This window comes from Vibrio sp. Isolate24 (assembly GCF_022398215.1).
GTDB lineage: Bacteria > Pseudomonadota > Gammaproteobacteria > Enterobacterales > Vibrionaceae > Vibrio > Vibrio coralliilyticus_A.
This window is the reverse complement of the sequence record NZ_JAKEUU010000003.1, coordinates 778,054-790,966: the sequence shown is the minus strand read 5'-3', so window position 1 is coordinate 790,966 and position 12,913 is coordinate 778,054. Positions and strand designations below refer to the sequence as shown.

Below are 12,913 nucleotides of genomic sequence, written 5' to 3'. Positions count from 1 at the left end.
TCACTCATGGACTTCAGAACTCTTATCGATCACCCAGAATGGCTGCTGATACTGTTAGCCCCCTTATTTATTGGTTTAATGTTAGCTGAATACTTCATCGGACAAAAACGCGGTAAGCTACCTAGAAGCTCTTCCTATATACTCCCTGAAGTTCTGTGTAACTTTACCCTTGCAGGCATGCACCAACTCGCAGATCTATTAACTGGGCTTTTGATCATTCAACTATATCAGTGGTTATTTGGCTGGCGTCTATTAGAGATTGAAATGGGAGTGACCAGCTTTGTGATACTGCTCGTTCTGCAAGATTTCTTTTACTACTGGTTCCATCGAGCCAGTCATCGTACTCGCTGGATGTGGGCAGCGCATGTCGCTCATCACAGTTCTGAGCGTATGAACTTCAGTACCGCCTTTCGCCAGAGCTTGATGTACCCTTTCGCTGGGATGTGGTTATTTTGGGTGCCTCTGGTGATCATCGGATTCGAGCCTAAATGGGTTATTTTCGCCGTACTACTGAACTTAGGTTTGCAGTTCTTCGTCCATACGCAATGGATACGCTCGCTTGGCCCCTTAGAGTCTATTTTTAACACTCCTTCCCATCACAGAGTTCATCACGGAAGAAACCCTCAGTACATAGATAAAAACTATGCGGGCGTATTGATTATCTGGGACAAATTGTATGGCACCTTCGAACCCGAAGTAGAGACCGTCCGCTACGGTGTCACAAAGCCAGTAAACAGCTTCAATCCTTTGATCGTGACCTTTCAAGAGTGGGGAAACCTATACCAAGATGTCTTCAAGAGTAAGACATCGATAGCCCACAAACTAAAGGCTTTATTTTCCCCACCCAAAGATCAATGAGCCCCCTAAGCCTTACAGGTAGGCTTCCCAAACACTACCGGCAAAATTTATTTCTTGTCTTGCCTAACAACCAAGAAATCCAACGTTTTCTGGAATTGAGGACAAACTCTTCCTCTGGGCCGATACCATCAACAATCCAACCATCAACATCCTTGCTTTGGCCAAGTGCTGAAAATTGCCAGTCTTGACTGCTGACTCGCTCGCCCTGAATCAAAGCCTTATTCAACGCTTGACTTCTCACCACGATTTTTATTCCCTCGGCCGAACCAATTCCTAGGCCTGATTCTCCTTTTTGCCCTACTGCAACTGGTATTTTCATCGTGCAGTGATGACCATGTCGATTCAACCAAGTGTAATTGCCTTCTCCCACACGACCTCGAAGCCAAAGCAATTCACCAGATGCCATATCATCGACCTCAAGAATACCCAGTACCTTTTCAGGGTAAATATGAGGGTCAAACCCCGCCATGGCTTCAGAAACAAAAACAAGTAGTAGCCATACTATACACTTCATGAGCATTGTCCTCCATGGCTTTCAGGCACAATGCCCTGCTGAACAAGTAGGTACGTCAACCAGAATGGGCCTAGGGCGGGGATAAAAAACACTAGCCCCCAATAGCCCGACTTGCCAATATCATGCATCCGCCTTGATACCAAAGCGATGATAGGAATAAAACTGGCGATGCTATACAACACGTCAAACGAAGATAAAGACAGGCTAACGTCCACAGCAATAAATACCAAACTCACCACTACATGAACCAACATAAACACCCAAAACTCTTGCCTTGATGAGTGACCCGAAAAGTCCAACCCTCGTTTCCAAGCTAACCAATAGAAGTGCATCTTTGTTCTCTCTAGATTGTAAAATGAGAGTGTATTTTGCTCATGAAAAGAGAAACGATGCGTCCTAAAACGGGTTTTAGGACGTTCTGATACCCGTTTTAGTCTAGTCTGAGCTTCTAATTCAGTTTCATATCGTTATGCTATGACGAGTTTATCTATCACTTTTTCAATCCAGGACAAACTATGCTCGCGATTCCTGTCCCTTTTGTTGTCTCATTGCTTTTAGGGCTACTGGCTGTCAGCCTCTATTCAAATAATCGTGATCAATCAAAGTTTGCTTGCGGTTTCTTACTTCTCTGTGCCTTGACGACCGCTGTTGTAGGGCTTAGATGGACATATCAGGCACCTCTTCTTTTGTTCGCTCAACCTATCTTAGCGTCTATCATTCCAATCGCAGCATGGTATGCATTCACACGTACTCATAACACAGCTCTAAGCTCGATATACAAGCATGCTGTGCTCCCATTGATTGTCGTACTATTTCTCCTTACCCAAACGTTTTGGCAGCCTCCGCTCGATGAATTACTGACGGTTATTTACTTGTTTTATGGCATCGCTTTGATGAGAACCTCTTCTGATAAAGAACTGCTAGTGAATGTCTCGCTGGGCAGTTGGGAAAGAGTGAAGCACGCAAGAGTGATAGCGGGTTGGATGCTCATGTTTTCCGCTTCCATCGACGCTTTTATATCGCTCGATTTTGCCTATAACCATGGCAACCTGACACTGTATATATTAACTATCGGACACCTTGTCCTCTTACCCATTTTATCTTTGGCGGTTGTGATTACAGGTATTCACACATCACCCAGCAGAGCAGAACCGGCATTTGAACACAAAGAACCGACAGCTCAACCTGCTATGTCAACATCTAAAGCCAAGGAAATCGCATCACAGCTGGATGAAACCATCAAAGAAAAGTGCTTATACCTAGATCCAGAACTGACGCTTTCTCGTTTATCGCGCAAGCTTGGTATTCCCGCTAAGCAAATATCGATGGCCGTCAATTTGGTTCACGGCAAAAATATATCAAAGCTCGTCAACGAGTATCGAATACGTCATGCACAGAACGCTCTAATTCAAACCAATGAGTCTGTTACACAAATTATGATGAACTCAGGTTTTCAGACTAAATCTAACTTCAATCGAGAATTTAATCGCATTGCAGGAATGAGCCCCAGCGAGTACAGGAAGCAATCAAAGTGAAGGATGAATAATTTAGGCGTTGTTTTGCTTGATACGGCGACTGAGTTTGCCCGGCGTGATCCGCGCAAAGCTCTTAAACTCTCTGGTCATATGCGCTTGGTCAGAAAAGCCTTGATAAGCGGCTAAGTCGGCAAGCGATAACTCGGGGTTATTTCGCAGCGCTTGAATTGATGTATGCACACGACGCAGGCGTTGAAAGTGCTTAGGGGACATACCAATCCAGTGCTGGAATTTGCGTTCCACCTGTCTTTGACTCTCACCGAAGCACTCACCTATCTTGCCATCCTGAGCTCGTTGAATCAGTTTCGCTCTCTCATCAGTGGTATTGCTTTGAGCCACAAAGCCCAAACACCAACGCATCAAAAGCACGATACGAACACTGTGGCTTGGCGCCTCTTTGAGTTGGGTAAGCAACTCACTTGATCCCTTAAAGGGAAACGTGTCTTGAAAGCACACTTGATTTGTCTCAACCAAACGATCCAAAAACGAAAAGCTCATCCCAGGGTGAAAACGAATACCACAAAGCTGGCTTTTTGGTGCAAGAGTAATGGTTTTGGTAATTTTGCTGTATGGCTGATACATCGCACTCTCAGTGTAGGTTTTACCTTCAAGGCCTACCATCCCTTGTAAAACAAACATCACACCAGAGCCGCCATCACAGTAGAGAGGTTTACAAACCTCACCTTCGTGAGGCACGTTGACCGACCATATTGCTTGAATATGGTCGGCGAGTGGCCCAATTGGGTTAACTATTTGAAAATCCATATTCTGAGAAATAGCTATACTCACTCTTTTGAAAAGCTGCCCACTTCTGGCTTGAATGCTTTGACAATACGATTCCAGCTGTTTATCGCATTGATTGCCAACGTCAGGACAACAAGCCCTTTTTCACCAAATGTATCGAGTGTCACTTGATAGTCAGCATCCGCTACCTGACCACCCTTCGTTAGACTCTCTGCCCAATGTAGCGCAACTTTTTCTTGTTCGCTATACAAAGGCATATCTCGCCATGCACTCAACCCTATCAAACGATGTTGAGACTCACCTTGCTTCAGAGCATCTTTACTGTGCATATCGATACAAAAGGCACATTGATTGATCTGGGATATGCGAAGTTTAACCAGCTCCCACAGCGTGATCGACAATGTACTTTGCTGCTCAAATTGAGCTTTAAGATACTCTTCTTGCCCCATTAAAATTTGGATACCTTCTGGCGCTGCATTAAAGTAATTTAATCTTGGTGTCATAAGTCTATCTCCTTGTTTGATATTGGTAGCCTACCCCCAGCAAAAAACAAAAGATTGAATATTTTCGACATCCCTCCCCACCAATCTTGTCTATGCTGTTAAAACACTCTCCACAACAAGGAATTAGCTAATGCGCAACCTGACATTGATGTTTTTTAGCCTGATCTTGCTAACATCGCCAGTACGTGGCGATGTTCTTACTCTTACATCTCTTGAGTGGCCTCCCTATGCAGGGCGAAACTTAGACGCTCAAGGAGCCTCCGTTGCTGTTGTAAAAGCCGCTGTAGAAGCGATGGGGCACGAGCTAAACGTCGAATTCTACCCTTGGGAAAGAGCGGTCCATCTCGCGAAGAATCAATCAAAATATGCTGGCTACTTCCCAGAATACTACTTCGACGCCTCTGACCTAATATTTTCGAACCCCATAGGGACCGGTCCCTTAGGCTTTGTTGAGAATAAAGCCAATCCCATCTCATGGAGCAGTTTACAAGACTTAAAATCCGTTAAAATCGGGGTGGTGCGTGGGTACGTGAACACCGAGGAACTCGACAGCATGATTGCGAGCGGTACACTTCAATCTGAAGCGGTCACCAGTGATAACCAAAACCTGAAAAAAGTCTCAGGGCAGCGCATCCCTCTCGCCGTTATAGATAGCAATGTTCTTAACTACTTACTGACGAGTGACAAGAGCCTCCAAGCAGCACAAGACAAGTTGCAAATGAACTCAAAGTTACTTGAAGAGAAGGAACTGTTCATTGCATTTGGCAATGATGAAACAGGTAAAAAGTGGAAAGCAATCGTTGATGAGGGGCTGAAAAAAATCGACAGCAAGCAAATTATGTCGGACTACTTTAAAAAATAGTCCTTGTGTTACGGATGCAAATGGGAGAAAAACTCCCATTTGCAGTTATATACTGACCAGATTCATAGATAACGATAACTGATCTCACCCCATCGCTTATCGCCTATTTTTTCAGTCACGGCCTTAACAAGTTCTGCAGATAGACTTCCATCAGTTTCAAATTTCAATTGAGTCATCAAGTTATCTAGACTTGAGCCTGCCCCATTCAAAGCTGAATCCAATTCATACCAAAACGCAGAGCCCTTAAAGTAAAACAACGGGTAATATTGACCTGCTCCCTGTTTATTGTAGAGGCGGTTTGCTTTAATCAGCCCTGTTGTTGAAAAAGGAAATTTTTTAGCAAAACTACCCCAGAAACGAGTCGGTTCTTCAGCAGCATAATCCGTAGCTTGCAGCGATTTTATCGCGTAGTACTCAGCCAAACTTTCCGCTGCCCAAGTTGGTCTGCTAAAGTCTAAAACATGCACTGACTCATGCGCTGCAATCTTGAGTAACATCTTTAGTGAAGCTGGGGTGAGTTTTCCTTTCTCTAGCCAGGCATTAATCAAGATCATATTTTTACCAGCAGCTCCACTTATACTCCCTGACGAGCTGTCCTTTTTGAAAAACGCCATTTGCCAATCGTGTCGCTGTGAGTTCGAGAATACGCTATTCAAGTAATTGAGTGACGTTTTTAATACTGGCTTCCATTGTTCCACCTGTTGCATTACTTGAGGAGCGTCGCTGAAAACGGTGACTTGTTTGTCGTTGATGTTTAATTCTGTACTTTCCATTCCCCAAACAACAAACAAGGGTGGCTCAGATAAGTCAGGCATCGACTGACAGCTATGAGCAGGAGTACAAACGCGAATATCTTCACTCCCTTTGAAACGCGGCAGGGAATTCCACTCACTAACGAAATACCAACCATCATTGATGCTCCTGCTATCAATTTGTTGTGAGGTATCCATACCTTGCTCAGGTGTGTGCTCCATTCGCAACGACCATTGAACCTGTTGGCATTCCTTAGGGTTCAACTGCTCTAAAGCTGTGACCCGCCCCAAACCAGATTGGCATGATACCGACGGCTGAGCCATGGTAGTTAAAGTGCGAGCAGGTATCATCTCTACTTGCTCTAAATTACTCGTGTCTACAGTGACGATGACAATATCAGCGTCATCAGGATCGACAGATAACTGATAAGTCAAAGACGGGTTAGCAAACACCTCAGCTGACACAAACACAGTTATAACGAGCAAAGCATGTTTCAAATTGAACATAAACGTATGGAGTTGAAAAGTTTGCTAGATAGGACATCGACTACATAAATAAAGTTCGACCAAGAAAGTGAAAACTAAATATTCACATAGCAGATTTTCAGTAAATTCGACGCAGAAGAACTTCGGCAAGCTGGTTAACTAACTATGACAAGAGGCCAGAGCTTATTGATAAGCTGCCTTTTCCCAATCAGTGAGCAACTTCATGATCTGGTATGAATCATCAAGGGTAGCACTTGGTCTGCTCAAGCTCTTCTTACCATTTTCAATGGCTTTGCGTATGTTCGCCACTTGGTAGAAGAACCCGTCCCCATCTGCCTCTATTTCGACTTGTCGTTGTGACACTTCATAAACTTCCACAGTGAATTGGTTGCTCTGTGTCGCAAGCCAAGGGTTTGAATCGAGCGAGATCGCCCCTTTGCTTCCCAAAATGGTGAAGCTGTGCTTCAAACCATGATCTTCAGCAGTATGAATTTGAGCGGTTAAGCTGTCACTAAAATGAATCAGCACTGAAGATTCACAAATATTACCGTCTTGCCCTAAACGACCCAAAGCCTGCATCGAGTAACTATCGAAGATCTGATCGCCAAATTGCGATTGAAGGAGTAGGTGCAGCAGAGACATTGGATAGCAGCCTAAGTTATACAGAGCACCTTTACTGCCCGGATTAGTAAACTGTGAGATAGCAGCAATATACGATGCCTGAATTGAACGAATTTCGCCGATGGAGCCCTGATTTAGCTCTTCAAGAATCGCGCTCACTAAAGGGTGATTGAGATACATCAGACCTTCCGCAAAAAAGACTCCACTCTGCTTCACTACTTCCAGTGCTTGCTGAGTTTTCTCCATATCCACCGATAACGACTTCTCACAAAGTATCGCTTTACTTTTTTGAGCCGCTTTAATGACATACTCATGATGAACATGATTTGGAAGCGCAATGTAAATGATATCGACGTTGCCATCATTTAGCACTTCATCGTAGTTTGAATAGGTTTTAACAGGCTTGTAGTTTGAAACAAAATCCTCCAAAGGTGCTTGGCTACGCCCTGCTACTGCATATAACTCGCTGCCTTCATCATTATTGATCGCTTCCGCCATCACGCCCGATATAAAACTGGTTCCGAGGATGCCCCATTTCATCGTTCCACCTCTCCACTTCGTGACTCAAACACCTGCACTAAATCCGTCATACCCATCTCGATAAACGCCTTTGTATGGCACATAGTAAAATGCGCTTCAATCGCTGTGCGATCCTGATACCTTTCCCAAAGAATCACTCGGCTCGGATCCTCTAGATCATACGTGGCTTTAGCTTCCAAGCAGCCAAGCTCATTCTCCATATCCCTACAAAACTGTTCGATCGCCATACGAGCTTCATGGCGCTGCACTTCAGGTTTAATTTTTAATTCGGCCGTGACGTAAATCATTTCTTTACTCTCAGAATTCGATTCATATTCAGACTCCATAATGTAATTATCTCCATTCAATTGATAAACTCAGCTTTAGTTAACTATTTGCAAACCCTGAGTGTTCAATGGATAAATTCACAAGTATGAGAGTCTTTGCCTACGTCGTAGAACATGGCAGTTTTCGTAGGGCAGCGAATCACTTTGGCCTATCACCGACCATGATCAGCAAACACATTAGTCACCTAGAGAGGAATCTGGCGACGCAATTGATCCATCGAACTACTCGAAAACAAACATTGACCGAGTCAGGTCAACTCTACTACAAGGAATGTCTGCGCATTCTTGAGGACATCGCGAATGCTGAGAATCTAATCCAAACGTTGGAAAATCGCCCGAAAGGAACGGTAAAAATCAATTGCCCAATCACTTATGGTAACAAGGTCATCGCACCACTTATTGCTGATTTTCTCTCATTGAACCCCAACATTAACGTCGAAATGGAGCTCAGTAACGAGCTCGTTGACCCACACCTTACTGACGCAGACATGATGGTACGGATCGGCAATCTTGAAAACTCGACTCTGGTCGCACGTTACCTCGGAGATTATCAACTCATCTTCTGTGCTGCACCTAGCTACCTTAGTGCTCACGACCCCATCCATTCAATCTCTCAACTTAACCAGCACCAATGCCTTGGCTTCAGTTACAGTGAAGGCAGCGCCAATCTAACCACGCAACTGGCTAGGAGCGCGTTCTTACGCGGACAGACTCGACTAGCCTCGAACAATGGCGAAGTATTGCGCAGTGCTGCGCTATCCGGTGTAGGTGTGACGCTGCAACCTGCTATATTAGTCGCTGATGATCTAGCGAGTGGCAGACTGGTAGAAATACTCAAGCAGGATGCACCAGAGCCAAAACCCATACACTTGCTTTACAAGAATAAACACCTGTCGCTAAAGAACCGAACATTTGCTGATTTCATCCTCAAAAACTGCCGGCATAGTCAATTGAGATAAAGCCTAACAGGCTGTTATGATGTGGAAAATTTAAAAAGGGCAACGTGTATGACTGTTGAGAAATTTGAACATATCTATCAGAGAGCGGCACAACGAAAAGGTGGTGAAGAGCAACTGGAAGCCCTACTCTCTACTCCGCTGAGTAAAGAAGAGATCGCTGCTATACCCAACGATCGTTGGCTATCAGCATTCAGTATGAAGGTATTCCAAAGCGGGATCTCATGGAGTGTGGTTCGTAAAAAATGGCCTAACTTTGAAGAAGTTTTCTTCGGTTTTAAAATTGAACCGCTACTGATGTTGTCTGAAGAGCAATGGGATAACAAAGCAGCGGATAAACGTATCATACGCCACCATGCCAAAGTGAAATCCATTTATGCTAACGCGCAAATGATTCATGAAGCGTCACTTGAGCATGGTTCTTTCGGGCAAATGGTCTCAGAGTGGCCCACCGAGACTATCACGGAATTATGGCTTTTTTTGAAGAACAAAGGTCATCGACTTGGAGGAAATACTGGTCCATATAGTCTTCGCCAAATGGGCGTCGATACCTTTATTTTGTCCGGTGACGTTGAAGCTTATCTAAGAAACTGCAAAATCATCGAAGGTGGTAAAGACACTAAACGTTCTTTAGAGGCAGCAAATAAAGCCTTCGCTGAATGGCAACAACAAAGTGGACGCAGCCTGACTCAGATTAGCCAGACGATTGCGTTTAGCACCGGAGACAATCGTGTTTAGCCTAAACTAGGTTCTTCAGCACTTTTTCACATAACTGTTTCAACGTAATCAGTTCATCGAGTTCAAGGTCGATTTTACAGCGCATAGCGTTAGGGACTGACTTGGCGGTTTCTTTCAGTGCTTGACCTGATTTGGTTAGGTTAAGCACTCTCACTCTCTCATCGTCCTGACTTCTTCCCCTTATAACAAACCCTTTTGCTTCTAACCTTTTCAGTAATGGTGTCAACGTGCCTGAATCAAGGTACAGCCTTGTACCTAAGTCCTTTACGCTAGCACCGTCTTTCTCCCATAGCAGCATCATCACTAAATACTGTGAGTAGGTGAGATCCAACTTATCAAGCATAGGACGATACGCGCGGATGACGGCATTAGCAGCACTGTAAAGTGGGAAGCAAAGCTGATTATCGAGAAGCAACTTCTCTTCATCTGTTATGTTGTCTACGTTTTGGCATTCTCTCATTCGACGCTCACAGAAACATTTAAGTTGCGCACAATATAGTTGCATTCCAGACAACTTTCGATCTAATATTGCAAGCAATTAAATTGCACACAACACAAATAGAAGGAAAGATAACATGACAACTCTATACAAAACTTCCGCTAAAGCACTGGCAGGTCGTAACGGCCAAGTTAAAACAGACGATGGTTTACTTGATCTAGAACTGACTTATCCTAAAGAAATGGGCGGTAGTGGTGCAGCGACTAACCCAGAACAACTTTTTGCCGCAGGTTATTCTGCCTGTTTCTCTAATGCCATTTTGCATGTTGCTCGTGAAGCGAAAGTGGCCCTTAGCCAAGCACCTGTCACGGCAGAGGTAGGAATTGGTCCAAATGACAATGGTGGATTTGCACTTACTGTAAGCCTAGCTGCAGAAGTGGACTTACCACAAGAACAAGCTTTGGAGCTCACACGCGTTGCCCATCAGGTATGTCCGTACTCAAACGCGGTCCGTGGTAATGTGGATGTTCAGGTCAGTGTAAATGGTGAGTCGATCTAACCTCAAGATCAAAGATGAAATGCCGACATAAAAGCCGGCATCTCATCTTTGGTGTATTAAGCAAATGCCACTCGTAGCTTTTTCGCCGCCGAAACCATGTTAGCCAGTGACGCTTCGGTTTCTGGCCAGTTTCGTGTCTTCAAACCGCAATCTGGATTCACCCACAAACGGTTTGCCGGTATCTTGTCAGCAGCCTTGTACAACAGGCCTTCAATCCACTCTTCAGTTGGGATATTTGGAGAGTGGATGTCGTAGACGCCAGGGCCAATTTCATTAGGATAGTCAAACTCCTCAAACGCTTTTAGTAACTCCATATTTGAGCGAGAAGTTTCTATCGTAATCACATCCGCATCTAATGCAGCCACGGAATCAATAATCTCATTAAACTCTGAATAGCACATATGTGTATGGATTTGTGTCTCGGGCTTGGCACTGGCTGCAGCGATCTTGAATGCCGCTACCGCCCACTCTAAATATTCGGCATGATCACGTTTTTTAAGTGGCAAGCCTTCTCGAATAGCCGGCTCATCAATCTGGATAATATTGATACCTGCCTCTTGAAGATCAGACACTTCATCACGCAATGCTAGCGCCAATTGATTGGTTATTTCTTTGCGACTGATATCCTCACGAGGGAACGTCCAACAAAGAATTGTCACTGGTCCTGTCAACATCCCTTTCATTTGCTTAGAAGTGAGTGACTGGGCATATGTCGACCATTCAACAGTAATGGGTTTTTCGCGCTCGATATCCGCAACGACTATCGCTGGTTTAACGCATCGTGAGCCGTAGCTCTGTACCCAGCCAAATTTGGTGGTTTGAAACCCTGCTAAGTTCTCGGCAAAATATTCCACCATGTCGTTACGTTCGGCCTCACCATGCACCAGTACATCAAGGTCCAGTGCTTCCTGGCGTTTTACAGCATCTTCGATGTGACCTTTCAAGGCTGTCAAATAGTCTGATTCCGATAGCTGGCCGCTACGGTAAGCACTGCGCTGAACTCGTATTTCATTCGTTTGTGGAAAAGAACCAATCGTCGTTGTGGGGAACAATGGCAAACCTAATACCGCATTTTGATACTGAGCGCGCTCCTCATAAGGTACACTGCGATCAGACCAAGCTTTTGTTATCTGATTAAGACGCTGCTGAACTTGAGGCTTGTTGACGTGGACGGCATTCTTACGAGCCTGAATTGAAGCACTGTATGTATCGCACGCTAAAATAGCCTGATGATCACCATCCAAGGCTCTGCCTAATAAGGCCACTTCGGCCACTTTTTGCTTTGCAAAAGCAAACCAACTGCGTACTTCTTCGGTCAACTCAGGTTCAAGATCCAGATCCACAGGGCTATGAAGCAATGAACACGAGCTCGCAACCCATAACCTATCGCCCAGACGCTTTTTCACAGGCTGAAGCCGTGCAAGCTGCGCGCTTAGATCCGCCCGCCAAACATTGCGCCCATTAATAACGCCTGCCGAAAACACCCACTCTTTCGGTAATCGAGAAATGACTTCACTTAACTGTTCTGGGGCTTCTGACAGGTCAACATGCAAACCATCGATCTCTAATTCGACAATCTTGTCCAATGTGTCTTCCACTGAATCAAAGTAGGTCGTTAGCAGTATTTTCACCTCGCCACGAATGACCTGATAAGCAAGCTTGAATGCATCAAGCCAAGGTGCCTCCAACTCTAGTGATAGAATAGGTTCGTCGATCTGCACCCACTCAACCCCTTGGCCTGCTAATTTGGCTAGAATGTTTTGATAAGCGGTAAGAAGACGTGGTAACAGCGTCAAGCGATCAAACCCTTGTTCCACTTCTTTACCAAGGTAGAGATAGCTCAACGGACCTAACAGAACAGGTTTCACATTTTGTCCCGCTTTGATAGCCTCATTAACTTCCTCGAACAGTTGAGGCCAGCTAACTTCAAAGCTATCATCCCGACTAAACTCAGGTACGATGTAATGATAATTGGTGTTAAACCATTTGGTCATATCCGACGCCGCAGATCCGCTACAGCTACAATTTGCCTGAGACTGACCACGTCCAACTTTGAACAAGGTATCCAAATCAGGCTCCCCTTCTCGGTGACGTTTAGGCACATGTCCTAGTAATAAGGTCGTGGTCAGAACATGGTCATACCATGCAAAATCACCTGCGGTAACAAAGCTCAGTTCGGCCTCAGATTGTACTTGCCAATTTTTCTTTCGAAGCTGGACCCCCACTGCTTTGAGCTCAGCTTGGTTAATTTCTCCTCGCCAATATTTCTCCAGTGCAAATTTCAATTCACGCTTTTCGCCGATTCTTGGGTAACCTAGGATATGAGTCGTCGTCGCCATATTTCTAATCCTTCTTGATTATTAAAGCAATTAGGCCTGTACTGCCTAAACAACAGTAAGGCGTCTAGATGGCTAAACTATCTCGATTAAGACATGAATGAACAACCTCCAATTATTCAAGCTGTTTATTAGAAAACTTCA

General features: G+C 44.6%; 15 protein-coding genes. 6 read left to right on the top strand and 9 right to left on the bottom strand.

Annotated elements, in window-relative coordinates; genetic code table 11:
• Positions 1-6 precede the first annotated feature (6 nt).
• Positions 7-858: a sterol desaturase family protein gene (locus L1D23_RS16365; protein WP_239868356.1), complete on the top strand. Its 852-nt coding sequence runs from the start codon at positions 7-9 to the stop codon at positions 856-858.
• Positions 859-892: 34 nt separating this feature from the next.
• On the opposite strand, the gene L1D23_RS16360 is transcribed toward L1D23_RS16365, so the two are convergent.
• Positions 893-1,372, bottom strand: coding sequence for a hypothetical protein (locus L1D23_RS16360; RefSeq protein WP_239868353.1), 480 nt, complete (start codon positions 1,370-1,372; stop codon positions 893-895).
• Positions 1,369-1,704 carry a DUF805 domain-containing protein gene (locus L1D23_RS16355; RefSeq protein ID WP_239836639.1) on the bottom strand — a complete coding sequence of 112 codons (336 nt, stop codon included), beginning with the start codon at positions 1,702-1,704 and terminating at the stop codon, positions 1,369-1,371. The genes L1D23_RS16360 and L1D23_RS16355 overlap by 4 nt, the downstream gene beginning before the upstream one ends.
• Positions 1,705-1,887: 183 nt before the next feature.
• On the opposite strand from L1D23_RS16355, the gene L1D23_RS16350 reads away from it, so the two are divergent.
• The gene (locus L1D23_RS16350; RefSeq protein ID WP_239868350.1) at positions 1,888-2,907 is read left to right on the top strand and encodes a helix-turn-helix domain-containing protein; all 1,020 of its coding nucleotides are present in this window, start codon (positions 1,888-1,890) and stop codon (positions 2,905-2,907) included.
• A gap of 12 nt (positions 2,908-2,919) precedes the next feature.
• Here the strand turns inward: L1D23_RS16350 and L1D23_RS16345 are convergent, their stop codons facing one another.
• Positions 2,920-3,672, bottom strand: a complete 753-nt coding sequence (locus L1D23_RS16345) for a helix-turn-helix domain-containing protein (protein ID WP_239868348.1) — start codon at positions 3,670-3,672, stop codon at positions 2,920-2,922.
• 20 nt (positions 3,673-3,692) lie between these two features.
• A complete protein-coding gene (locus tag L1D23_RS16340; protein ID WP_239868345.1) occupies positions 3,693-4,154 on the bottom strand; it encodes a carboxymuconolactone decarboxylase family protein in 462 nt (153 codons plus the stop codon).
• Positions 4,155-4,284: 130 nt separating this feature from the next.
• On the opposite strand from L1D23_RS16340, the gene L1D23_RS16335 reads away from it, so the two are divergent.
• A complete protein-coding gene (locus L1D23_RS16335; protein WP_239868342.1) occupies positions 4,285-5,016 on the top strand; it encodes an ABC transporter substrate-binding protein in 732 nt (243 codons plus the stop codon).
• Between the two features lie 62 nt (positions 5,017-5,078).
• On the opposite strand, the gene L1D23_RS16330 is transcribed toward L1D23_RS16335, so the two are convergent.
• The 3 genes from L1D23_RS16330 to L1D23_RS16320 all read right to left on the bottom strand — a co-directional run bounded on the left by L1D23_RS16330 (position 5,079) and on the right by L1D23_RS16320 (position 7,741).
• The gene (locus L1D23_RS16330; protein ID WP_239868339.1) at positions 5,079-6,254 is read right to left on the bottom strand and encodes a hypothetical protein; all 1,176 of its coding nucleotides are present in this window, start codon (positions 6,252-6,254) and stop codon (positions 5,079-5,081) included.
• Positions 6,255-6,437: 183 nt separating this feature from the next.
• The gene (locus tag L1D23_RS16325) at positions 6,438-7,415 is read right to left on the bottom strand and encodes a Gfo/Idh/MocA family oxidoreductase (protein ID WP_239868336.1); all 978 of its coding nucleotides are present in this window, start codon (positions 7,413-7,415) and stop codon (positions 6,438-6,440) included.
• Positions 7,412-7,741, bottom strand: a complete 330-nt coding sequence (locus tag L1D23_RS16320; RefSeq protein ID WP_239868334.1) for an antibiotic biosynthesis monooxygenase — start codon at positions 7,739-7,741, stop codon at positions 7,412-7,414. The genes L1D23_RS16325 and L1D23_RS16320 overlap by 4 nt, the downstream gene beginning before the upstream one ends.
• A 68-nt stretch (positions 7,742-7,809) precedes the next feature.
• Here L1D23_RS16320 and L1D23_RS16315 point away from each other — a divergent pair, with 68 nt between their 5' ends.
• Positions 7,810-8,700, top strand: coding sequence for a LysR family transcriptional regulator (locus L1D23_RS16315; protein ID WP_239868331.1), 891 nt, complete (start codon positions 7,810-7,812; stop codon positions 8,698-8,700).
• A 48-nt stretch (positions 8,701-8,748) separates the two neighbouring features.
• Positions 8,749-9,435 carry a DNA-3-methyladenine glycosylase I gene (locus tag L1D23_RS16310; protein ID WP_239868327.1) on the top strand — a complete coding sequence of 229 codons (687 nt, stop codon included), beginning with the start codon at positions 8,749-8,751 and terminating at the stop codon, positions 9,433-9,435.
• Between the two features lies 1 nt (position 9,436).
• Here L1D23_RS16310 and L1D23_RS16305 read toward each other — a convergent pair whose 3' ends face one another.
• Positions 9,437-9,895, bottom strand: coding sequence for a MarR family transcriptional regulator (locus tag L1D23_RS16305; protein ID WP_239868324.1), 459 nt, complete (start codon positions 9,893-9,895; stop codon positions 9,437-9,439).
• A gap of 115 nt (positions 9,896-10,010) precedes the next feature.
• Here L1D23_RS16305 and L1D23_RS16300 point away from each other — a divergent pair, with 115 nt between their 5' ends.
• Positions 10,011-10,433, top strand: a complete 423-nt coding sequence (locus L1D23_RS16300; protein WP_239836648.1) for an organic hydroperoxide resistance protein — start codon at positions 10,011-10,013, stop codon at positions 10,431-10,433.
• A 56-nt stretch (positions 10,434-10,489) separates the two neighbouring features.
• On the opposite strand, the gene metE is transcribed toward L1D23_RS16300, so the two are convergent.
• Positions 10,490-12,772, bottom strand: a complete 2,283-nt coding sequence (gene metE, locus L1D23_RS16295; protein ID WP_239868320.1) for a 5-methyltetrahydropteroyltriglutamate--homocysteine S-methyltransferase — start codon at positions 12,770-12,772, stop codon at positions 10,490-10,492.
• Positions 12,773-12,913: the final 141 nt, after the last annotated feature.

Bases quoted from the DNA above. Each gene is read 5' to 3' on its own strand.
- L1D23_RS16355 (WP_239836639.1), bottom strand. From the start codon at position 1,704: ATGCACTTCTATTGGTTAGCTTGGAAACGAGGGTTGGACTTTTCGGGT.
- L1D23_RS16320 (WP_239868334.1), bottom strand. From the start codon at position 7,741: ATGGAGTCTGAATATGAATCGAATTCTGAGAGTAAAGAAATGATTTAC.
- L1D23_RS16340 (WP_239868345.1), bottom strand. From the start codon at position 4,154: ATGACACCAAGATTAAATTACTTTAATGCAGCGCCAGAAGGTATCCAA.
- L1D23_RS16345 (WP_239868348.1), bottom strand. From the start codon at position 3,672: ATGGATTTTCAAATAGTTAACCCAATTGGGCCACTCGCCGACCATATT.
- L1D23_RS16360 (WP_239868353.1), bottom strand. From the start codon at position 1,372: ATGAAGTGTATAGTATGGCTACTACTTGTTTTTGTTTCTGAAGCCATG.
- L1D23_RS16325 (WP_239868336.1), bottom strand. From the start codon at position 7,415: ATGAAATGGGGCATCCTCGGAACCAGTTTTATATCGGGCGTGATGGCG.
- L1D23_RS16300 (WP_239836648.1), top strand. From the start codon at position 10,011: ATGACAACTCTATACAAAACTTCCGCTAAAGCACTGGCAGGTCGTAAC.
- L1D23_RS16305 (WP_239868324.1), bottom strand. From the start codon at position 9,895: ATGAGAGAATGCCAAAACGTAGACAACATAACAGATGAAGAGAAGTTG.
- L1D23_RS16335 (WP_239868342.1), top strand. From the start codon at position 4,285: ATGCGCAACCTGACATTGATGTTTTTTAGCCTGATCTTGCTAACATCG.
- L1D23_RS16310 (WP_239868327.1), top strand. From the start codon at position 8,749: ATGACTGTTGAGAAATTTGAACATATCTATCAGAGAGCGGCACAACGA.
- metE (WP_239868320.1), bottom strand. From the start codon at position 12,772: ATGGCGACGACGACTCATATCCTAGGTTACCCAAGAATCGGCGAAAAG.
- L1D23_RS16350 (WP_239868350.1), top strand. From the start codon at position 1,888: ATGCTCGCGATTCCTGTCCCTTTTGTTGTCTCATTGCTTTTAGGGCTA.
- L1D23_RS16315 (WP_239868331.1), top strand. From the start codon at position 7,810: ATGGATAAATTCACAAGTATGAGAGTCTTTGCCTACGTCGTAGAACAT.
- L1D23_RS16365 (WP_239868356.1), top strand. From the start codon at position 7: ATGGACTTCAGAACTCTTATCGATCACCCAGAATGGCTGCTGATACTG.